This is a genomic window from Rhodanobacter sp. OK091 (assembly GCF_900142825.1).
Classification (GTDB): Bacteria; Pseudomonadota; Gammaproteobacteria; order Xanthomonadales; family Rhodanobacteraceae; genus Rhodanobacter.
In genome coordinates, this window is the sequence record NZ_FRCH01000005.1 from 36,094 (window position 1) to 57,498 (window position 21,405).

Consider the following 21,405-nt stretch of genomic DNA (forward strand, 5'->3'; position numbering starts at 1 on the left):
TCCTGGCTGCAGTTGCGCCTTCGCTGACCGTATCAGCTCAGCCGGTCGAACCAGCTTCTGTCATAGGACAGGAACGCATCGAGGATTTGCGGATCGTGTTTGGTACCCCGTTCGCTGGCCAGAATGAATAACGCATCCTCATGCGACTGGGCTGCATGGTAGGCGCGACGATTGCGTATCGCGTCATAGCTGTCGATCACGGACAAGACCCGTGCTGGCAGGGGAATGGCCTGCTCACGCAGACCATCCGGATAGCCGTTGCCATCGTAGTGCTCGTGATGATGGCGCACCGTCCGCGCGATTTCGTCTCCCAATACCAGGCCCGCATCCATCCGGATGATGTACTCGCCGCGGGCGCTGTGGCCCTTCATGATTTCCCACTCGGCGTCATCCAGCGATCCATGCTTGTACAGGACCGTATCGGGAATACCGATCTTGCCGACGTCATGGAATCGGGCTGCCACATCCAGGGCCAGCAGCGCGTCGCCGCGCAGGCCGAGGTCCTCCGCGAACATCAAGGCCATCTGGCTGACACGTCCGCAATGGACCGACGTGTGCAGGTCGCGCAGTTCCAGCGCAGCACCCAGTACCGGTTCGACCCGCGAAAACCACGTTTCCATGTGCCCCTCCGTCACGACGCCCCACTGCTGTCGCGACGCTGTGTTGTCGATGCGCCCTTTCGGGTACACAGCGTGCCGGCAGCCATGCTAGCGCGCCCAGGCCAACAGAGATACCAGGACTCGGCAATCTGGCAACGGCTGGCATGAGCGAGGCCCGTCCGGGCCGCGAATCAAGCGATGTACATCAGCACGGTGGCGTAGTGGCAGCCGGTGCCGGCAAGCACGAACAGATGCCACACGAAATGGCTGTAGCGCAGCCGCTCGTGCAGCATGAAAAACACCACGCCCAGCGTATACGCCGCGCCACCGCCGAACAGCAGGATCAACCCGCCCGCCGGCAGGTGCAGCCACAGCGGCCGGATCGCGATCAGCGCCATCCAGCCCATCGCCACATACAGCGCGGTGGACAGCCGGTGGAACCGCGCACCCACCACCAGCTTGAACACTAGCCCCAGCAGCGCCAGGCTCCAGATCACGCCGAGCAGGGCCAGGCCCCAGCTACCGCGCAACACACCCAGCGCAACCGGGGTGTAGGTGCCGGCGATCAGCAGATAGATCGCGCCATAGTCCAGCCGCTGCAGCCACGCCTTGGCCCGCTGGTGCGATACCGCGTGATACAGCGTCGAGGCCATGTACAGCAGAATCGCGCTGCCGCCGAACACCGCCGCCCCCACCATCGCCGCCGTGCTGCCGATGCGCACCGCGTTGACGACCAATATCGGCAGACCAACGATGGCCAGCAACACACCGAGGCCATGACTGATGCTGTTGGCCAGTTCCTCGCCGAAGGTGGATGGGCGCGAGGCGGAGATGGATGACATGAGGAGACTTCCGAAAGATGGGCGAACATGTAGGAGCCCGCTAGCGGGCGATGCGGTTGCTTTGATGTTTGGACAGCATCGCCCGCGAGCGGGCTCCTACAACAACAACGGCAGCGGTGACCGCTACACCTTGGCGAACACCAGGCTGGCGTTGGTGCCGCCGAAGCCGAAGCTGTTCGACATCACGGTGGCCAGTTGCGCCGGCCGACTCGAGCGCACGATCGGGAATCCTTCGGCGCGCGGGTCCAGTTCGTCGATGTGCGCCGAGCCGGCGATGAAGCCCTCGTTGAGCATCAGCAGGCTGTAGATCGCCTCGTGCACGCTGGCCGCGCCCAGCGCATGGCCGGTCAGCGACTTGGTCGAGGACAGCGGCGGCACGGCGTCGCCGAAAACCTCGCGCACCGACTGCAACTCGACGATGTCGCCCAGCGGCGTGGCGGTGCCATGGGTGTTGAGGTAGTCGACCCGCCCACTGACGTTGGCCAATGCCATTCGCATGCAGCGCACCGCGCCCTCACCGGAGGGCGCCACCATATCGGCGCCGTCGGAAGTGACACCGTAGCCGACCAGTTCGGCATGGATGCGCGCGCCGCGCGCCCTGGCATGCTCGTACTCCTCCAGCACCAGCATGCCGCCGCCACCGGCGATGACGAAACCGTCGCGGCCGGCGTCATACGGGCGTGATGCGCGCTGCGGCGTGTCGTTGTAGCCAGTGGACAGCGCGCCCATGGCGTCGAATTGCGCGGTCATGCCCCAGTGCTCTTCCTCGCCGCCACCGGCAAACATCACGTCTTGCGCACCATGCCGTATAAGATCGGCCGCGGCACCAATGCAATGCCCCGAGGTGGCGCAGGCGGCGGCGATCGAATAGCTCAGGCCAAGAATGCCGAACGCGGTGGCCAGCGTGGCCGACACGGTGGAGCACATCGTGCGCGGCACCATGAACGGGCCGACCTTGCGCACGCCCTTGTTGCGCACCAGGTCACCGGTCTCGATCTGCCATTGCGCCGAGCCACCGCCGGAACCGGCGATCACGCCGCTGCGCGGATGCCGCACCTGCTCGATGGCAAGCCCGGCATCAGCAATCGCCGAACGCATCGCCACGCAGGCATAGGCGGCGGCATCGCCCATGAAGCGCCGCGGCTTGCGGTCGATCTCGGCATCCAGGTCGATCTGCGGCACGCCAGCCACCTGGCTGCGCAGGCCCTGCTCGGCGTAGCCCGGCATCGCGCGAATGCCGCTCTGGCCCTCGCGCAGCGCGCGCGACACCGTCGCCGGCTGGTTGCCCAGGCACGACACGATACCCATGCCGGTCACCACGACGCGGCGCATCTCAAAAACCCTCGGTGGACTGGAACAAGCCCACGCGCATGTCGCTGGCCTCGTAGATCAGCCGGTCGTCGACGAAGGTCTTGCCGTCGGCGATCACCATCCGCAGCTTGCCGCGCATCACGCGGCGGATATCGATCTCGTAGCGCAGCAGTTTCGCGCTCGGCATCACCTGCCCCGAAAATTTCACCTGGCCCACACCCAGCGCGCGGCCGCGGCCGGGCTCGCCCAGCCAGGGCAGGAAGAAACCGCTGAGCTGCCACATCGCATCGAGCCCGAGGCAGCCGGGCATCACCGGATCGCCGATGAAATGGCAACCGAAAAACCACAACGCGGGATGGATGTCCATTTCGGCATGGATCAATCCCTTGTCATAAGTCCCGCCCTCGGCGGCAATGTGCGTGATGCGATCGAACATCAGCATCGGCGGCGACGGCAGCCGTGCATTGCCGTCGCCAAACAGTTCGCCGCGGCCACAGGCCAGCAATTGTTCGTAATTGAACGAGGAAGGGCGGGTCATGGAAAGCTCACTAGGTGGGGAGGTCGCAGTCTGGATGGCGCAGTGCAGGACTGCCTTGACTCGGATCAACCAGCGTCATCCGGCAGCACATCGTCGCGTCGCTTGCGCGCAGCGATATACCGACGCTCGTCAATCGTCACTTCGATGAGCGGTGCGCGCTGCCCGGGCAAACCGCGCGCCCCGGTTGAGCGCGATACGCAAGCCCAGCGGCACCGATTCCCAAGGCAGCCGTTCGAGCAGATTACGCGCAGTGAGTCCGAGCTCGGTGTCACCGGTCAGTTCCAGTGCACGCTGGAAGAACAGCGTATCGGCGTCCTCCAGACGGCTGGCCAGCAGCAACAGATCGGTGGCGCTGCCGCGCACGCTGGCTTCGGGTTTCCCATCGCCGACGCGCAAGCGGCCATCGTGCAGTTCAAGCACCCAGCGCAGTTGCAGGTCGCTGACCTCGATGCCGAGGCGGCGGCCGCGCATGAATTCCAATGTGCCGTCCTGCAGCGGAACGGCAAGCACGCGCGCCATTGCGCGCTCCAGCAAGGCGCGTTGCCAGCGCAGGGGCAGTACGCGCAGCAGCGGTGCGAACCGGCGCGGCGGTGGCAGCAGGCGCAACAGATGCGGTGCGCGCGATTCGGAGAGAAGCGGGTCGGACATGATGGGCTGCATCATGGCGGGCAACCGCATGGGACCGCCTTGATCGAGGTCAATCGCCATGCCCTGCTGGCGACACGCATCGACGATCGCCAGGTCCAGCAGACCTGCGGCGGTGTCCGCGGGCAGATCCAGCCGACGTGCCAGCGACTGCGCGCGCGTTCGCACCTGCCGCTCGCGCGCCAGGTCACGCGACGGCACGCCGGCGCGCGGCTTCAGCGCCGCCACCGCGCGCACAAGCCGGCGCCGTGCAGCGAGCAGCACGATCAGGCCATCGTCGACGCGGTCGATCGCGCCACGTACATGTGTCAGCGCGAGACGCTCAGGATTGGGCAACAGCATCGGTAGGCTCCGTAGATAGTGTTGGAGCGGCGTGGGAGCAACGACCGGGCAAGTTGCATGGCGCTATCTCGACACAGTGCCAATGCGGCTGCGTTGACTTGCGTCAAAGCAGCCGCGGCAAGACATGCATCTTCGGTCAAAGCGCGTTCGTCAACGCCTGCTGCCCATGCCATTCGAGTTGCAGCCACAGTTTGGCGCTGTCGCGACCGAGGCCGTCGGCGCGATAGTCCGCCATCTTGATCAAGCCGCTGAGGCCCGCCGCCAGCGGGAAGCTCAGCGACGCATTCCATTCGCTGCCATAGCGGCCGCCACGATCGGCATGGTAGTCGTGGTACGACACCACCCAGCCCAGCTTGCCAGCGAGGCCGCTATGACCGAGGTTGCCGCCGACGCTTGCATAGCGATCCTCGAGGCCGCCGGCGGGCGTCACGTTGAACTGGTCGTCCCAGCCATTGAACGCGTGCAGCGTGGCCAGCGGGGTTTGCAGTGCATGATGGCCATTGCCGCCCAGATGCTCCCAGCCCAGTTTCGCGGTGATCCCTTGCACGGTCCAGGCCGGCTCGAGCAGCCAGTAGCTGTGGGCGAAGTGCAGTGGGTTGTTGGCGTAGTCGACTTGCCGAGCCGCCTCCAGTGTCCAGCCCGGCCCATAGCCATCGCGCACGGCCTTGCCGCTCCAGCGCAGACCATAAGTCGCACTGGACGCGCTGGCCACGTCGCGGTCCTCATGCAGATACGCATAGCCCACCCACTGCTGCACACCTTGTATCCAGGCCAGATTCAGCAGATGGGTATTCAGCTTGCGCTCGCGCGCCAGCGGGTTGAGCGCATCAAGTCCAGCCACCCGGTGCACGCGGTCGAGCCAGTCGTAACGCACCGTCAATGCCGCCAGCGGCTGCCATTGCAGTGCCAGCGCGTCGTACGTCTGCTCATACTGGCGCCAGCCGCTGTTGCCGACCCAGCGCTGGTTGTCCAGCAGCAGCCGCTGACGCCCCACGGTCACGCCGAATGCGTCCTCTTGCCAGCCCAGCCAGGCCTGATTGAGTTCGCCGCCATGCGGATCGGTGATCGCCGGATACTGTGTGCGGCCGTTCGCGCCACTGTTGTAGCGCTCGCCGGCGCTGGCCACGCCGGCGCCTTCCAGCAGCCCACTCCAACCGTCGCCGAAGTTCGCGCGCAGGCCCAGCCGCAGACGCAAAGTGTCGGCATTGGCGTCGCGACTGAAGGCATCGTCGTCCACCTGCTCGTGGCGCAGCCGCGCGTCCCATTCGAGTTGCAGCGGTGCGCTGGCGGATGTTGCCGGCGTGCCGGCACCCTCGGCGCGGATCGATGGTGCGGTCATCACCGTTGCCAGCAAGCATGCAACGGAAAGAATCCTGCGTGTCGTTTCTATCATGGCGCGTCCCCTTGTGGATACACGCAGTCTGCAAGCAGCCAGGCATCGAAAAACTGACCTTGATCAGGCCGTCGCGATGAATCCGCCCGCTGTGACAACACGCCACGCCAGCGCACATGCGAAAACGCCGCCATGATGGCGGCGTTTCGCGAATCGACGGATCTCGATGGACGTACAGACGTCCATATCGATCATCGACTCAGTGCCTTGACACCGTCTCGGCGATCGCTTTCACGAACGCCGGATCCAGTCGGCCGATCACGCTGGTGCGCGCCGCCATGCGGCCGTCGGCATCGAGCAGGATCAATTCGCTGCTGTGGTTGAAGTCGCCACCGGGCAACTGCCGATATTGCAGGCCGAGCACGGCGGAAAGCTGGCGCACCTGCGCCGGCTCGGCGCGGGCCAGAGTCCAGAAGCGCGGATCCAGCTTGCGCTTGTCGGCATAGCGGCGCAGCGCGGCGACATCATCGCGAGCCGGATCGAAGCTCACCGCGAGCAGGTCGACCTGCGAACGCACTGCCGGATCCAGCGCATTGCGGGTCAGCCGCAGGCTGTCGATGATCAGCGGACAGACCATCTGGCACGAGGTGTAGAACATCGTCACCAGCTGCGGCCGGCCACGCCGCGCGGACAGCATCTGCTGCCGGCCGTCCTGACCGGTCAGCTGCACCGGCAGCTGATAGACCGAATCGCCAGGCAACGGCTGGGCTGCATGAGCGCTGCCAACCAGCAGCAGAACCATGGCGAGAAATGGCAGCAAGCGTTTCATGACGGTTCCTCAATCGGACTTCGCGCAGCGAAAGCCCATGTTGTTGGTGGTGTCGGCGGCTTTCAGTGCGGACAGCATCGCGATGCGCATCAGCACCGCGTAGTTTTCCTTCTGCTGCATGCTGAGTGCGCCGGCACCGCAGAACTTCAGCAGATCCGGATCGCCCTGGTCGCGGCTGTCGCTGGCGACCATCAACGCATTGAAGTCGTCGACCCACTCCCAGACCAGGCCATTGATGTCGCGCACGCCGTAGACGTTGGCGGCGCCGCCGACCTCCGGCAGGGCCGTGCCGGAAGGCCGCGAGTACCAGCCAAGAATGCTTTCGCGCCATGCGGGGTCGGAGCGTGCATCGCCGCGGGTGGCATCGGCCGCGGCAGCGAACTCCCACTCGTACCAGCTCGGCAGGCGCGCCTGCTCGCTTTCGCAATACGCCTGTGCGGCAAACCAGCTGACCCGCGTTACCGGTTGCCCTGGCAGCGCTTCGTCACCCAGCGCATCGGCAGCAGCCCACTGGGTGAGGTAGCGCGCATCGGCAAGGATGCGCGCTACCTGATCGCGTCGCCAGGAAGGATGAGTCTCCACGAAGGCGAGAAACTCGGCATTGGTGACCAGCTCGGTACGCAGACGGAATGGCGCGACCTGCGCCGCGGCTGCCTTGCCGTCCGCCGGCAACACGCTGGTAAAACTCCCTCCCGGCAGGGCGACGTAGTCCGCCGCCGTTGCCGGGAGCGCCAGCAGCAAGCCCAGACAAGCCAGTGCCAGCGCGCGCATCTCAGTGCGCCGCTGCCGGCGGGGGTGTCGCTTCCGCGCGTGCCTTGGTCACCTCATCCTTGCTGAACTGGCCACCCGGGTTGCCCCAGCTGTTCAGCACGTAGGTCAGGATGTTGGCCACCTCGTCGTCAGTCAGCTGCGACATCGGCGGCATCACCGAATCGTATTCATGGCCGTTGACGGTGACTTTGCCGGTCAGGCCATGCGTCACGATGGTCATGGCGCGCTTCGGCGTGGCCGCCAGCAGGCTAGACTTGGCCAGTGGCGGAAACACATTCGGCAGACCTTCGCCGTTGGCCTGATGGCAGACCGAGCACGTGCCGGCGAACAGCTGTTTGCCCGCGGCGACCTGGTCGTCCTTGGTCAGCGTACCCGACTCATGCGCCTTGGCTGCCGTAGTCACTGCCTGCAAGTTGCTGCCGGCACGGTCGCTCAGATAGACCGAGTCCACTTCCTTGCCCGAGTAGACCGTCTTGTTCTCCGGGCCGTCCACTTTCAGGATGCCCAGCGCACCCTTGTTGAAGGCGCGGAAGATCGAATGATCGACCAGCACGTAGCTGCCCGGCACGTCGGTGTGGAACTCCACGATCGCGGCGCCGCCGGACGGGATCAACGTGGTCTGCACGTTGTGCTGCGCCACGGTGCCGCCCTCGGGCTGCACCTTGTCGAAGATCTCGCCGATCACGTGGAAGCTGGAGACAAGGTTGGGGCCGCCGTTGCCCACGAACAAGCGCACCTTCTCGTCGGTCTTGGCGGTCAGCGCATTGTCGCCGGTGAGCGCGCCTTCCTTGCCGTTGAACAGCACGTAGGTCGGATGCTCGTCGATCGCCTTCTCCATGTCGAACGGCTGATGGCCCTTCTCGCGGTACTTGCCGGTGGTGTAGAAGTCGCCCTGCATCACGTAGTACTCGTGATCGACCGGGCTCAGGCCCTCCGGCGGCTCGACCAGCAGCAGGCCGTACATGCCGTTGGCGATATGCATGCCCACCGGCGCGGTGGCGCAGTGGTACACATAGATGCCCTGGTTGAGCGCCTTGAAGGTGAACTGCGACTCGTGTCCCGGCGCGGTGAAGCTGGATGCGGCACCGCCGCCCGGCCCGGTCACGCCGTGCATGTCGATGTTGTGCGGCATCTTGTTGTTGGGGTTGTTCTTCAGATGGAACTCCACCGTGTCGCCCTGGCGCACGCGGACGAAACTGCCCGGCACGGTGCCGCCGAAGGTCCAGAACGTGTAGCTCACGCCCTCGGAGATCTGCATCTCCTTCTCAATCACTTCCAGCTCCACGATGACCTTGGCGGGATAGTTGCGATGGATCGGTGGCGGCACATGCGGCGGGCTGGTCAGCACGGCGTGGATCGGCGCGCCCTGCGGCGGACCGAAGTCGCCGCGTTCGGAGGCGACCGATGTGCCGGCGGCCGGTGTAGCGGCGGTCGTGGCCAGACTGGATGAAGCAGACGGCTTGCCGGAACACGCCGCCAGCGCAAGCATCGCGGCAGCGGCGAGATAAAGGTGCGGACGTGTCATGAAGGTTCTCCCTGGGTTCTGCTGCCAGATTATGAGAACGCGGTATGGCACCTTTGATCTGGATCAGCCGGAATGGATTTGCGGCGGCGCTGCGTCACCCTGCCACAGCCCATGGTCCACCTGGCTTCAGCCGGGTTTGCCGTCAGCACGCGGGGTCAGATAGATCCATGCCGAACGCAGCACCCACGGCAGAAACGCCAGCAACCAGCCGTATGCGGCGACCACCAACCACAGGTAGACGTCGCCGCCGAACTCGGCGCGGATGCGCACCAGCGCCACCGCTTGCAGCAGCGCGAAGCACAGCCACGGCACCGCACCCATCTGCATCGGTCGGCCCGAGTGGCCCTGGGTCACGCGGGTCACCATCGCTACCAGCATCGAGCCGAAGTAGCCGATCGCCAGCGCATGCAGCGGCGCGCGGAAGAACAGCATCTGGCCGCTGGCGGCATAGATCACGTCCTGCACCGCATACAGCGCGAAGGCTACCGGCAGCCACGCAAACGCCAGATGCAACACCGCCAGCACGCCTGGCCGCATCACCTTCCATGGCTGCCACGCCAGCGCATGCCAGGCGAATACCAGCGCCAGCGGAATGTCGGCCAACCACAGCCAACCCAGCGCGCCGCGCCAGTCCAGCAGCAGATGTGCCAGCAACAACGCCCACACCACCGGAAGGCTCCAGCGCGGGCGGACCACCGAATAGCTCTTGATCACATTGCTGCTGAAGAACGGCAGCATGCGGTGCGTCACCGAGAAGAAGATCGGCAGCAGCAAACCGAAGGTGCCTAACCGCGTGGCCAACCGCGCGCATTCGTCCGGAGCGCCGAACAGATAGGCCAGAAAAGCGATCAAGCCGAGCACACCCAGTGCCAGCGCCAGCAGACAGGAACGCGCATGGTCGTTGCGATCGCTGGACGCACGCAGTACCGACGCCAGCGTGACCAGTCCGATCAGATAGCCCAGCAGCATCAGCGCCATGCCCAACGCCAACAGCCATGGAAGATCGAGCAATCCCACATTCGCCAGCACGTAGCCGCCGAACACGCAGCCGGCCACCGGCACGTAACGCGATCGTGGCAACGAAGGCCGATTCAGCCAGCGCGGAAACACCGTCAGCAGGAAGCCGAAGATGAAAAGCGGAAACATGCCGTACTGGATCAGCATGCTGTGCGCATACGCCGGCGGAATCGACGGCTGCGGCCAGCTGCCCAGTCCGAAACGCATCCAGGTCAACTCAAGCGCCCACCACGCCATGCTCAGCAGCACCGCGACGGAGCCAGCCAGGAACAGCAGCCGGTGCGGCGCCGAGGCGAGCAAAGCCGGCAGCTCGGCGAAGGTCGCGGGCTTGACGGCTGAAGTGGGCAATGAAGTGGGCGATTCAGCCATGGCGAGCCAGCTCGGATAAGAACGACTCGCCATGCTGGCAGGTTGGCAGGGACAGCGGCCATGACCTGCATCAGCTGCCGTGCCGCGATGCCGGAAGGCTCCGCCACAATCACCATGATCGCATGCCGCCCCGGCAAGACATTCAGTTGATCCCGGTCAACACCGCCCCAGGCCATCTCGCGCACGCTGCCGTCATCAATCGCGGAGGCACGATCATGCGCAGGCTAGCCGGCAAGGTGGCGTTGGTAACCGGTGGCGCCGTGGGTATCGGCGCAGCCTGCGTGGCGCGACTGGTGGAAGCGGGCGCACGGGTCGCCATCGTCGACCTGCATGACGGACCGGGTCGGCAGCTGGCCGGCCAGTTCGGCGACGCTGCCCGCTATTTCCACGCCGACGTCTCGGTGGAGGCCGAGGTGGCAGCGGCGATCGCCGGTACCGTGGCAGCGTTCGGACGTCTGGATGTGCTGGTCAATAACGCCGGCATCGCGGGGCCGAACAAGCCCACTCACGAACTCACCGAGGCCGAGTGGGACCGGGTACAGGCGGTCAACGTGAAGGGCGTGTTCTTCTGCACCAAGCATGCGATCGCTCCTCTGCGCGCAGCCGGTGGCGGCAGCATCATCAACCTGTCGTCGATCTACGGCCTGGTCGGTGCGCCGGACGTGCCGCCCTACCACGCGTCCAAGGGCGCGGTGCGGCTGATGAGCAAGACCGACGCGTTGATCTATGCGGCCGACCGCATCCGGGTCAACTCGATCCACCCCGGCTTCATCTGGACGCCGATGGTGGAACAGCACATCGCCTCGATGGGCGGCGATCCGCAGCAGCACCGGCGCGAAGTCGATGCGTTGCACCCGCTAGGCCACATGGGCGAGCCGGACGACATCGCCTGGGGCGTGGTCTACCTCGCCTCGGACGAGGCGAAGTTCGTGACCGGCAGCGAGCTGGTCATCGATGGCGGCTACAGCTGCCGCTGAAGATTCATTCCAACCGGGGAATCAGCCATGTTCAAGCACATCCTTCTACCCGTCGATGGTTCTGACCTGTCGCTGCGCGCCGTCAGGCTCGGCGTCGAGCTGGCGAAGACCTGCGGCGCACGCGTGTATGCGCTGCATGTGGTGGCGCCATTCCACACCATCGCCTACATGGCGGAGATGCTGGCGGCCACCGAAGTCGTGTACACCAAGGATGCCATCGTGCGCGCCAGGCAGTACATCGCCGAGGTGCAGCGCATCGCCGCGGAAGCCGGCATCGAGTGCGCCGGCAGCTATGTATTCGATGACCATCCGCACGAAGCCATCCTCGCCACGGCGCGCGAGCAGCATTGCGATCTGGTGGTGATGGCATCGCACGGCTGGCGCGGCTTCACCCGGCTGCTGCTGGGCAGCGAGGTGCACAAGGTGCTGCTGAAAAGCGAAATCCCCGTGCTGGTCTGCCGCTGATTCTCCGCCGTCCCAAAGGCGCCTTGATCGATTCAACGCAGGAGTCACCCATGTTCAAGCACCTGTTGTTGCCTGTCGACGGATCCGAACTGTCGTTGCGCGCGGTCGATCGCGGGATCGCGCTAGCCGCCACGCTGGGCGCCCGGATCCATGCGCTGCATGTGTTGCCGCCATTTGCCGCGGCCACGTATTTTGCCGCCATCGCCCAGGCCGACGAAACGATATACGTCGAGCGTGCCCTGGCCCGTGCCGAGTGCATACTGGGCGAAGTGCGGCACCGCGCGCAGGCCGCCGGAGTAGCCTGCGAGAGCAGCCACGAGATCGATGGCCGGCCCTATTGCGCGATCGCCGCCGCCGTTTCGAAATACCACTGCGACATGATCGTGATGGCCACCCACGGCAGGCACGGCATCGAGAAGCTGTTGCTGGGCAGCGTGACCCAGAAGGTGCTGCTGCTGGCCGAGGTACCGGTGCTTGTCTGTCATTGAAAGCCGCATGAGCACCATGAGGCCGCCTCAACCTACCAGGCTGACCGGACTGGATCCGGCCTAAGCGGCGCGCCGGCTGGCCGCGGAGGGTCCAAACCTGCTGACCGGCAGCATGCCCAAGACACTGTGGAAGATGGTCATCGGCGTACTGCTGGAACCGATGTTCCTGATGCTGCTGGTCGCTGGTGGCTTGTACCTGGCGTTGGACGACCAGGCCGAAGCGGCGTTCCTGCTGTCGTTCGTGTTCGTGGTGATCGGCATCACGCTGGCACACGAGCGCAAGACGCTACGCGCGCTGGAATCGCTGCGCGAACTGTGATCGGCGCACCATTCTTCCGCAGTGTGATGGCGCCGGCGCTACCCGATGCGGCGGCGCTGGCCTGGATCGCCGGCATGCTGCTGGCGAGCGGCGCCTGGCTCGAGGGCTGGCCGCATTTCGCACGACGTATCCTCGCGTGGCGCACGGCATCGGATTGAGGCATTCAACGTGCAGTCGTCGCCGTGACCGCCTGATCCCGCCCCGCGCGCTTGGCGTCGTACAACGCCGCATCGGCACGCTGGATCAGATCCATGGCGTCGTCGCCGGCGGCGGACTGCGCCACGCCGATGCTGATGGTGACCGCGCGCCGAGACCAGGCAAAGCCGCGGAAGGCACCGAGGATGCGCGCCGCCACGTCACTGGCCCGGCTTATATCGGCATGGGGCAGCAGCAACGCGAACTCCTCGCCGCCATAGCGTGCGGCCAGATCCGACGGGCGCAGCGCGGTGCCCAGCAGATGGCCGGTGATGCGCAATACTTCGTCACCGGCGAGGTGGCCGAAATCGTCGTTGTAGCTCTTGAACCTGTCCAGATCGAGCATCAGCAGGGAGAACATCGCGTCATGCTTGCGCTGCCCGTGCAGCAGGTTCGCCAGCGCATCGTCGAACGCGCGCCGGTTAGCCAGCCCGGTCAAGGTGTCGGTGTCTGCATCGTTGCGCAGCAACAACGTCTCGCGACGTTGGCGCTCCAGCTTGTCGAGCAGGTTTGCCACCCACCACACCAGCAACGCCACCGCGGCACCGCTGAACAACGCCATGAACGCGAATGCCAGCGTTTCAGGCAGGCCCAGCCCGGACTGCAACATCTCGAACACGAAAGCAAAGACCACCGGCAGTAGCAACGCCGGCAGCAACAGGCGGCGCGCAAATGCACCACCCAACGTATCGGCCGTGGCCACCCGGGTAAGGCCGGTGGTGGGTGTGGAGGACAACCAACCCAGCACCGCCAGCAGCAGGAGCGTGGTGTAGATCGGCACCCGGTCGAACAGAGGACCGTGCTTGCTCGCCAGCGCGATGCCATACGAGGCCAGCCCGATCATCGCGATCGCCAGCAAGGCGATAGCCAGCCCCTCGCGCAGATACAGCCAGCGGCGCGCGGATACCAGCAGACCCAGGCCGCCGAGCAGCACGAACACCAACGCCATGAGCGAATCGTCGACCAGATAGTCGACGCCAGGATCCGCCGCCCAGACATATTCGCCGAACGTGGCCACGCCGATAGTCATCACGGCAAGCGACAGCCACGACGCCAGGCGCAATCGCAACGACCCGGAATCATCCTGGCTCAACAGCAGCGAACTGCCGGACAGCGCAAAGCCGATGGCGGCATTGGGCTTCATCGAAGGCTGCACCGGCACCGCGGCGGTCAGCAGCGGCACGTTCCAGCACCAGCCTGCCAGCAGGACCAAAGCAACCACGCTCATCATCACGGCGACGGCGCGCGAGAAGTGGGTGAATCCCCGGACGACCCGTGGGTCCTGATGGAACGGCACTGCAATCATGGTCGCTACGCTGGCCGGTGGGTCCGCCGCTGTCAATGTTCGATCGAACAATGCGCCGGTTGACGCCGATCAATCCGATTCTCGCAGCACCCTGCCACAGTCCCGGCACGAACTGACCGAACGCCCGCAACCACAGGCAAAACAAGCATGATCATCTATAGCTGCCACGGGGCCGCCAAACAGGTCACCGGCTCCTGTCACCTGATCACCTGCAACGACTACCGCGTACTGGTCGACTGCGGCATGTTCCAAGGCGGCCCGGAGATAGAGCGCGGCAATGCCGAGCCGTTCGGCTTCGACCCGGCCGGCATCGACGTGCTGTTGCTGACCCACGCGCACCTGGATCACTGCGGGCGGATTCCGTTGCTGGTGCGACAGGGTTTCCGCGGCCGCATCCTCACTACTGCCGCCACCCGTGAGCTGGCCCGCGTGGTGATGCTCGATGCCGCCGGCCTGCAAGAGGAGGACGCGCGCCGGGCGGAGCGCCGCAACCGGCGTGGCGAACCGGTGACGCCACCGCTGTACACGCTGGACGATGCACTGCACGCGCTGGATTTCTTCGGCCCGGATGTCGGCTACGACGAAACCGTGCACTTGACTGATGGCATCACCGCCCGCTTCCTGGATGCCGGCCACATCCTCGGCTCCGCATCGATCCTGCTGGACGTCGACGACGGCACGCTGCGCCGCAATCTGCTGTTCTCCGGTGATCTGGGCAACCCGGGCCGGCCGATCGTGCGCGATCCGGTGCCCGCACCCGCCGCCGACTACGTGGTGATGGAAACCACTTATGGCGACCGCCCGCATCGTTCGGTGCCGGATTCCATCCAGGAGATGTACCAGGCGATCCGCGACACGTTGGCGCGCCGTGGCAATGTGGTGATCCCCACCTTCGCGCTGGAGCGCACGCAGGAGGTCCTCTATTACCTGAATCACGGCATTCGCGAAGGGGCGATCCCTGCCCATGTGCGGGTATTCCTGGATTCGCCGATGGCGATCTCCGCCACCGAGATCTTCCGGCGCCACCCGGAATGCTTCGACGACGACTTTCTCGCCGAGCTGCAGCACGGCGATCCGTTTGACATGCCCGGCCTGCATTTCACCCGCGACACCAGCGAATCGATGGCTATCAACAACATCGAGGACGGCGCAGTGATCCTGGCCGGCTCCGGCATGTGCAACGGCGGGCGCGTGCGCCATCACCTGAAACACAATCTGTGGCGCGATCGCTGCAGCGTGGTGTTTGTAGGCTATGCGGCAGAGGGCACGCTGGCGCGGCGGATCGTCGACGGTGCCACCACGGTACGCATCTTCAACGAACCGATTGCGGTACGCGCGCAGGTGTGGACGATCAACGGTTTCTCCGCGCATGCCGATCAGCTGTCTTTGCTGTCATGGCTGGGCGATGCGCCCCGCCGTAAGGTATTGCTGGTGCACGGCGAGTACGAACGCGGCATGCAGGCGATGCGCGATTGCCTCGCCAGCCGCGGCGTGGCCTGCCAGCTGCCGGGCATGCACGAGCCGATCAAGATCGACTGACCGATGCCGCTTACGCAAGCCGGTTCCTCCGCGGCAGCATGCGAAGCAAGGTGTTGTCGCGGGCCACGTAGTGATGGAACAACGCCGCTGCTGCATGCATGCCGATCAAGTAGTAACCGATCGTGCCGATGGTTTCGTGGATCTCTTTCAGCGAGTCGGCAAGCGTCTTGTCGACACCGAGCAGAGCCGGCAGTTGCAGGCCGAAGAACGGAATCGGCTTACCCGCGGCGCTGAGGCTGAGCCAGCCCAGCAACGGCATCGCGACCATGAAGATATACAGCGCCAGATGCATCAGGCCGGCCAGGCGCTTTTGCCAGAGCACCGGTTCCGGCTGGATGCGCGGCGATACGCCGAACCAGCGAATCGCCATGCGCAGGAATACCAGCACAAACACGGCCAGCCCCAACATGAAATGCCACATCTTCAGGCCCTCGCGCAGGTCGCTGCCGCGGGGAAACCATTCACGCAGGTTGATGCAGACGTACACGGCCACCAGCAGCAGGAGCATCAGCCAATGCATGGCAATCGACAGCGAGCCGTAACGATCGATGGTGTTCTTCCAGTTCATGGTGATCCTCCGTAGTAGGCCCCGGTCACCTCTGGCTATATGCGAAACGACATCGGACCGGAAACAAGCGGCGTCAGCATGCGCCCATGCGATACGCATCGACTTGAGCCTGATCAAATTCGCGGCCGGTGACCGCTGCGTCATCTGCCACGCGCCGTCGCACATTGGCGGTACTTGCGGCGTTTCGCCGCGTCCGGCTTTCCATCGCATGAAGGCGGAGCGCCGTGTGATAGTTTTCGCAGGCAGGGAACTCCAACCTGGCCAACCTGGGTCGGTTTCCGCCCGCGCGAGGCGTCGATGGAACCCACGGCCACTGTGCTCGACCTCAATCAGCTGCGCCGCAGCTGCAGCTCATGCGCACTGCACGAGCTGTGCCTGCCGGCAGGCATCGGCGCCGACGACCTGAACCGGCTGGATGCCACGGTGAAGGACAAGCGCATGCTGGATCGCGGCGCCATGCTGTACCGTGAAGGCGACAAGTTCGATGCGCTCTACGTGGTGCGTTCCGGCTCGCTGAAGAGCTTCGTGCAGAACGAAGCGGGCGACATGCAGATACTGGCGTTCCATCTGCCCGGCGAGATCATCGGCTTCGACGCATTGGCATCGAACCAGCATGTCAGCCAGGCCGAGGCACTCGAACGTTCCAGCATCTGCGAACTGCCTTATGCCCATCTGCAGCGGGTCACCAGCGAGGTGCCGGCGCTGCATCGGCAATTGATGCGGGTGATCAGCCGCGAGGTGGTGGAGGAGCACCGGCACCTGATGGTGATGGGCCGGCAGCAGGCGCAGGAGCAGATGGCCACCTTCCTCAAGAGCCTGGCGAACCGTTATCAGCGTCTGCAGCGCGACGGCGCCGCGCTCAACCTGTCGATGTCGCGTTACGACATCGCCAACTACCTCGGCCTGGTGGTCGAGACGGTCAGCCGGCTGTTTTCTCGCATGGAGGAAATGGGCGTGCTCGAGGTCAATCGGAAATCCGTGCGCATCCTGCGTCCCGACCTTCTGGCCGGACTCTGCCGCGCCGACACCATGTCGAAGCAGAAAGACGCCAGCTGAGCTCTGCCCCACTGCGGGCCGCCATCCGCCCTTTCGCCCGCGCATCACGCCGCACCCGGCGACCCGGGCGGCTCGATACGGCGATCTATTGACGGAGGTCAACTGGCACCGGCGGCTAGCGGCGTACAAACATCGTGCAGGAAGTCGCCATGTCCGCCCACCGGGCATCGGAGCCGCATGATCACCCGCATCGAGAACCACGCCATGCCCAATATCGCTCACCCTCAAGCCGACGCTGACGACGCCACCGACATCCATTTCGGAAAGCTGAGTGGCACACACTGGATCGAATCCCTCACCGACGGCACGCGAGTGCTGATCCGGCCACTGCGCGAAGAAGATCGCGAGCGCGAGGAAGACTTCATCCATCGCCTGTCGCCCGCTTCCCGCCGATTTCGTTTCATGGGCGGATTCAAGGAGGCCAGCCCGGAACTGATCAACCAGTTGATGGATGTCGACTACGATCAGCGGATGGCATTCGTCGCGCTGGCCCACGACAACGGCAAGCTGCGCGAAGTCGGCGTGAGCCGCTACAGCGCCACCGACGACCAAGGCCATTGCGAATGCGCGGTGACGGTGGCCGACGACTGGCACCATCGCGGCCTCGGTGTGCTGTTGATGCGGCACCTGATCGACCTCGCCCGCAGGAATGGCTTCAAACAGATGGTGTCGCTCGACTCCGCCGACAACGAGGCGATGCGCGACCTCGCCAGCTATCTGGGTTTTCGTCGCCGGCTCGATCCGGGCGATTCGACCCAGGTCATTCATACGCTGGATCTCTGACCAGCGCCGTTCCCGTCGAGATGCCGCTCATGCACACGGAAAGATCTGAAACCGCCCGCATCGATTCCGCCGCCGATCAGGCCACGCTTGTCGCCGGCCGCTGTGACGTACTGGCACTGGTGACCTCGACCTGTCCCTGGAGTCCAGCTGCGGTAGCCGGCGCGTCGCTCGCTTCGCGCTGGGGTAGCAACCTGACCGGCTGTTTCCTGGAACCCTCGGCGCGAATGCTGCACGACGCCGATCACGAGCCCACGGTACTGGGCTTGCTGGAGAAACCGCCTGCCCATGATGCCGATGCGCACGCCGCGTTCGGCGCTTTCGCGCGGCAGTCGGGCGTGCACGAAGCAACCTGGGCAGTCAGCCACACGGGCTTGGCCCGGACCCTGAAGCATCTGGGCGCCTGGCATGACCTGGCGGTGATCGAACGGGACATGGTGGAGACTTCCGGGTTGCTCGACATCCTCGGCGAGGCGATCCTGGGCAGCCAGCTGCCGTGCCTGATCCTGCCTCCACGCTGGAACCGCGAGCTCAGCTTCGAGCACGTGGTGATCGGCTGCAACGGCAGCATCGAATCGATCCGCGCGATCCATGCCGCCCTGCCGTTTCTGCGGATGGCCAAACACGTGACCCTGGTCGATGGCGACGTGCGCAGTTCGAACGACGCCGACAGCTGCCTGCCGCACTTCGATCCGTTCGTCTATCTGCTGCGCCACCGCATCACCGCCAAACCGCAATACATCCGCGCCTCGTCCGACCTCGCCGGCGATATCCTGCTGAAGAAGGCGCGCAATGCGCAGGTCGATCTGCTGGTGATGGGCGCCTACAGCCGCTCGCCGGCGCGTGAGCGCGTCTTCGGCGGCGCCACCCGGCGCGTGCTGGAAGAAGCGGACATTCCGGTGCTGATGCAGCACTAGGGACGCCTTGATGTAGCTCGTCATCCCGGAATCGCGAAGCGGTATCCAGGACCCAGCGCCTTTAGGCATCGCCGCGTTACGCGAAAGACAGTAGATGACCAGCCATGCGGCTGTTGAAAACCGCGGGAATGACAAAACGGAGGTCGGTCAGGACGTCCCTGGGTACATCGCGCAACCGCATCACTCGGGCAACAGTGCCTGTCCGATCGCGCGCAGGCCTTTCGGATCCAGCACCTGCAGTTCGCGCCCTTCGATCTGGATGAGCTTCTGGATACGGAAGCGGCTGAGCACGCGACTGACCGTTTCGGCGGCCAGTCGCAGGTAGTTGGCGATGTCACCGCGCGACATGCTGAGGTGGAATCGGGTGCCGGAGAATCCTCGCGCCTCGTAGCGCGAGGCCAGATCCATCAGGAACGCGGCAACCCGCTCGTCGGCACTGTGGTCGCCGGCCAGCAGGCTGGCGGTGCCCAGCTCCTTGCTGAGCATGCGGAACAGATGCTGCTGAACGGCGGGGATGCGCGAAGCCAGCGCACTCATCGCCGGAAACGAGAACCGGCAGAAGAACGTGGTGTCCAGTGCTACCGCATCGCACGGGAAGTGCTCCGGATAGATCGCGTTGAGGCCGATCACTTCGCCGGGAAGATAGAAACCCAGCACCTGTTCGCGACCGTCCTTGTCGACCATGCGGGTCTTCACGGTGCCGCCGCGCACGGCGAAGATCGCGCGGAACGGGTCGCCGGTACGAAAGATGTGTTCACCCGCGCGGAACGGCCCCACATGCTCGACCAGGCACTGCAGCGCAGCGAGTTCGGGCTTGTGATAACCGGCCGCGATGCAGGCGCTGGAGAACGCACAGGTGCCACAGAAACGCGCCTCGTCACCGTCATCGGCGATCGGGCTGGGCGGATCGGGCAGGCGACCTGCCGGGTGCTTGGATTGCATGAGGATGATGGATGCCGGGTTGGGGCTGGATGATTCAGCTCGCTCGCGAACGGATCGTGCTCGACCGGGTCAGGCTTGGTCAAACCATGCCTGACCAGACCAGATTCGATCAGATCAAGTTTGATCAGATCAGGTTCGATCAGATCACGCGCGAATATCGCGGTGTCTGCGCCGCGTCACCTCGATAGGCGTCGAAGCACATGGCGATGATACGCAAGAGCAGCCGCCCTCGCGAGGTCACCCGCAGCATGCGCGCGTCTTCGACGATCAGACCATCGGCCAGCAACGGCGCCAGCTGCTTCCGCTCGCGCAGGAAGTATTCGTCGAACAACAGCCGATGGCGCGTGCCGAAGGCACGCTTGTCCAGCACGCCATGGCACATCAGCTGGCCGATCAGCTCGCGCCGGATCAGGTCGTCCTCATCCAGTTGCAGGCCCCGCGCCACCGGCAGGCGGCCGGCGTCAAGCGCCGCGTAGTAGCCGACCAGGTCGCGCGCGTTCTGGCTGTAGCTGTCACCAATGCGGCCGATGGCGCTGACGCCGAGGCCGACGATGTCGCAATCGCCATGCGTCGAATAGCCCTGGAAATTGCGCTGCAGCGTGCCGGCGCGCTGCGCCCGCGCCAGCTCGTCATCGGAGCGGGCAAAGTGATCCATGCCGATGTAGACGTAGCCGGCCGCGCTCAGCTTCTCCAGCGCGCAACCGAACAGCGCCAGCCGAGTCGCCGCATCGGGCAGTTCGGCCGCGTCGATCTGGCGCTGCGCCTTGAACATTTCCGGCAGATGCGCGTAGCCATAAACGGCGACGCGATCGGGCCCCAGCGCCACTATCTGATCCAGCGTGCGGCTGAAACCGTCCAGCGTCTGCAACGGCAGGCCGTAGATCAGGTCGACGCTGACCGAACGGAAGTGCGCGGCACGGGCTGCGTCGATCACCTCGCGAGTCTGCTCGAAGCTCTGGATGCGGTTGACCGCCTGCTGCACCGCCGGGTCGAAGTCCTGGATGCCGACCGAGATGCGGTTGAAGCCCAACTCGCCCAACGCCCCGACGTACTTGCCGTCGGCATAGCGCGGATCGATCTCGATGCCGTATTCGCGATTCGTGTCGTGGCTGAAGCTGAAATGACGCGCCAGCGATTCCATCAGCTCGCGCATGCGCACCGCATCGAGAAAGTTGGGTGTACCGCCACCGAAGTGGAGCTGGCGCACCGGCCGGTCGCGGTCGAACAGCGGCGCGATCAGCTCGATCTCGCGGTACAGCCGTTCGAGATAGCGATCGGCCTGGCCCACGTCGCGGGTGATCACCCGGTTGCAGCCGCAATAGAAACACGGGCTCATGCAGAACGGCACATGCACGTATAGCGACAGCGGACGGGGAATCGGCTCCTCGTTGGACGCCCGGATCGCCGCGCGCAACGCCGTCTCGTCGAAATCGGCGGTGAATTGCGGCGCCGTCGGATAGCTGGTGTAGCGCGGGCCGGCCACGTCGTAGCGGGCGATCAACGCGGGATCGAATTCAGGAATAGAGACGGGACTGGCCATGGAGAGGAGTCTGTCCATGTACCGGGTCGCGCGCCTTGATCCGGATCAATTGGCGCGACTGCCGCGGCGCACCTGCACTTCTTTTGTAGGAGCCCGCCAGCGGGCGATGCTCCTGCTCTGATGGTCGATAAGGAAATTCAAAGCCAGGGCATCGCCCGCTAGCGGGCTCCTACGACAGCGAGGTCGCGGTGC

Annotated in this window: 23 protein-coding genes; 9 read left to right on the plus strand and 14 right to left on the minus strand. The window is 65.1% G+C overall.

Features of this window, described 5'->3' with window-relative positions; all coding sequences use genetic code 11:
- Positions 1-32 precede the first annotated feature (32 nt).
- The 10 genes from BUA26_RS18085 to BUA26_RS18130 form a co-directional block, all read right to left on the minus strand.
- Positions 33-620 carry an HD-GYP domain-containing protein gene (locus BUA26_RS18085; RefSeq protein ID WP_072762417.1) on the minus strand — a complete coding sequence of 196 codons (588 nt, stop codon included), beginning with the start codon at positions 618-620 and terminating at the stop codon, positions 33-35.
- Positions 621-790: 170 nt separating this feature from the next.
- Positions 791-1,441, minus strand: coding sequence for a PAQR family membrane homeostasis protein TrhA (locus BUA26_RS18090; RefSeq protein WP_072762298.1), 651 nt, complete (start codon positions 1,439-1,441; stop codon positions 791-793).
- A 123-nt stretch (positions 1,442-1,564) separates the two neighbouring features.
- The gene (gene fabB, locus BUA26_RS18095; RefSeq protein ID WP_072762299.1) at positions 1,565-2,773 is read right to left on the minus strand and encodes a beta-ketoacyl-ACP synthase I; all 1,209 of its coding nucleotides are present in this window, start codon (positions 2,771-2,773) and stop codon (positions 1,565-1,567) included.
- A gap of 1 nt (position 2,774) precedes the next feature.
- Complete coding sequence (gene fabA, locus BUA26_RS18100) at positions 2,775-3,290, minus strand: 3-hydroxyacyl-[acyl-carrier-protein] dehydratase FabA (protein ID WP_072762300.1); 516 nt, start codon at positions 3,288-3,290, stop codon at positions 2,775-2,777.
- 129 nt (positions 3,291-3,419) lie between these two features.
- The gene (locus BUA26_RS18105) at positions 3,420-4,277 is read right to left on the minus strand and encodes a ubiquinone anaerobic biosynthesis accessory factor UbiT (RefSeq protein WP_072762301.1); all 858 of its coding nucleotides are present in this window, start codon (positions 4,275-4,277) and stop codon (positions 3,420-3,422) included.
- A gap of 136 nt (positions 4,278-4,413) precedes the next feature.
- Entirely contained in the window at positions 4,414-5,616 is a 1,203-nt protein-coding gene (locus tag BUA26_RS18110) for an alginate export family protein (protein WP_255368413.1), read from the minus strand.
- Positions 5,617-5,869: 253 nt separating this feature from the next.
- Complete coding sequence (locus BUA26_RS18115; RefSeq protein WP_072762303.1) at positions 5,870-6,439, minus strand: SCO family protein; 570 nt, start codon at positions 6,437-6,439, stop codon at positions 5,870-5,872.
- Between the two features lie 9 nt (positions 6,440-6,448).
- The gene (locus tag BUA26_RS18120) at positions 6,449-7,210 is read right to left on the minus strand and encodes a formylglycine-generating enzyme family protein (RefSeq protein ID WP_072762304.1); all 762 of its coding nucleotides are present in this window, start codon (positions 7,208-7,210) and stop codon (positions 6,449-6,451) included.
- A gap of 1 nt (position 7,211) precedes the next feature.
- Complete coding sequence (gene nirK, locus BUA26_RS18125; RefSeq protein WP_072762305.1) at positions 7,212-8,735, minus strand: copper-containing nitrite reductase; 1,524 nt, start codon at positions 8,733-8,735, stop codon at positions 7,212-7,214.
- A gap of 126 nt (positions 8,736-8,861) precedes the next feature.
- Positions 8,862-10,121 (minus strand): NnrS family protein, encoded by a 1,260-nt coding sequence (locus BUA26_RS18130; RefSeq protein ID WP_072762418.1) that lies wholly within the window; start codon positions 10,119-10,121, stop codon positions 8,862-8,864.
- Positions 10,122-10,336: 215 nt separating this feature from the next.
- On the opposite strand from BUA26_RS18130, the gene BUA26_RS18135 reads away from it, so the two are divergent.
- From BUA26_RS18135 to BUA26_RS20485, 5 genes are all read left to right on the plus strand, one after another.
- A complete protein-coding gene (locus BUA26_RS18135; protein ID WP_072762419.1) occupies positions 10,337-11,098 on the plus strand; it encodes a glucose 1-dehydrogenase in 762 nt (253 codons plus the stop codon).
- A gap of 27 nt (positions 11,099-11,125) precedes the next feature.
- A complete protein-coding gene (locus BUA26_RS18140; RefSeq protein ID WP_072762306.1) occupies positions 11,126-11,563 on the plus strand; it encodes a universal stress protein in 438 nt (145 codons plus the stop codon).
- 50 nt (positions 11,564-11,613) lie between these two features.
- The gene (locus tag BUA26_RS18145) at positions 11,614-12,051 is read left to right on the plus strand and encodes a universal stress protein (protein ID WP_072762307.1); all 438 of its coding nucleotides are present in this window, start codon (positions 11,614-11,616) and stop codon (positions 12,049-12,051) included.
- A gap of 76 nt (positions 12,052-12,127) precedes the next feature.
- On the plus strand, positions 12,128-12,370 hold the full coding sequence (locus BUA26_RS18150) for a cation-transporting P-type ATPase (RefSeq protein ID WP_255368417.1): 243 nt from the start codon (positions 12,128-12,130) through the stop codon (positions 12,368-12,370).
- A complete protein-coding gene (locus BUA26_RS20485) occupies positions 12,367-12,528 on the plus strand; it encodes a hypothetical protein (protein WP_178368626.1) in 162 nt (53 codons plus the stop codon). Before BUA26_RS18150 ends, BUA26_RS20485 begins: the two co-directional genes overlap by 4 nt.
- 5 nt (positions 12,529-12,533) lie before the next feature.
- Here BUA26_RS20485 and BUA26_RS18155 read toward each other — a convergent pair whose 3' ends face one another.
- The gene (locus tag BUA26_RS18155; protein WP_072762308.1) at positions 12,534-13,871 is read right to left on the minus strand and encodes a GGDEF domain-containing protein; all 1,338 of its coding nucleotides are present in this window, start codon (positions 13,869-13,871) and stop codon (positions 12,534-12,536) included.
- Positions 13,872-14,018: 147 nt separating this feature from the next.
- On the opposite strand from BUA26_RS18155, the gene BUA26_RS18160 reads away from it, so the two are divergent.
- On the plus strand, positions 14,019-15,410 hold the full coding sequence (locus tag BUA26_RS18160) for an MBL fold metallo-hydrolase (protein WP_072762309.1): 1,392 nt from the start codon (positions 14,019-14,021) through the stop codon (positions 15,408-15,410).
- Between the two features lie 10 nt (positions 15,411-15,420).
- On the opposite strand, the gene BUA26_RS18165 is transcribed toward BUA26_RS18160, so the two are convergent.
- On the minus strand, positions 15,421-15,978 hold the full coding sequence (locus tag BUA26_RS18165) for a cytochrome b (RefSeq protein WP_072762310.1): 558 nt from the start codon (positions 15,976-15,978) through the stop codon (positions 15,421-15,423).
- A 297-nt stretch (positions 15,979-16,275) separates the two neighbouring features.
- On the opposite strand from BUA26_RS18165, the gene BUA26_RS18170 reads away from it, so the two are divergent.
- From BUA26_RS18170 to BUA26_RS18180, 3 genes are all read left to right on the plus strand, one after another.
- Complete coding sequence (locus BUA26_RS18170) at positions 16,276-17,034, plus strand: cyclic nucleotide-binding domain-containing protein (RefSeq protein WP_072762311.1); 759 nt, start codon at positions 16,276-16,278, stop codon at positions 17,032-17,034.
- 204 nt (positions 17,035-17,238) lie between these two features.
- Positions 17,239-17,817: a GNAT family N-acetyltransferase gene (locus BUA26_RS18175; protein WP_072762420.1), complete on the plus strand. Its 579-nt coding sequence runs from the start codon at positions 17,239-17,241 to the stop codon at positions 17,815-17,817.
- A gap of 29 nt (positions 17,818-17,846) precedes the next feature.
- Entirely contained in the window at positions 17,847-18,731 is an 885-nt protein-coding gene (locus tag BUA26_RS18180; RefSeq protein WP_083573093.1) for a universal stress protein, read from the plus strand.
- Between the two features lie 180 nt (positions 18,732-18,911).
- Here the strand turns inward: BUA26_RS18180 and BUA26_RS18185 are convergent, their stop codons facing one another.
- Positions 18,912-19,673 carry a helix-turn-helix domain-containing protein gene (locus BUA26_RS18185; protein WP_072762312.1) on the minus strand — a complete coding sequence of 254 codons (762 nt, stop codon included), beginning with the start codon at positions 19,671-19,673 and terminating at the stop codon, positions 18,912-18,914.
- Between the two features lie 139 nt (positions 19,674-19,812).
- Positions 19,813-21,213, minus strand: coding sequence for an oxygen-independent coproporphyrinogen III oxidase (gene hemN, locus BUA26_RS18190; RefSeq protein WP_072762313.1), 1,401 nt, complete (start codon positions 21,211-21,213; stop codon positions 19,813-19,815).
- Between the last annotated feature and the right edge of the window lie 192 nt (positions 21,214-21,405).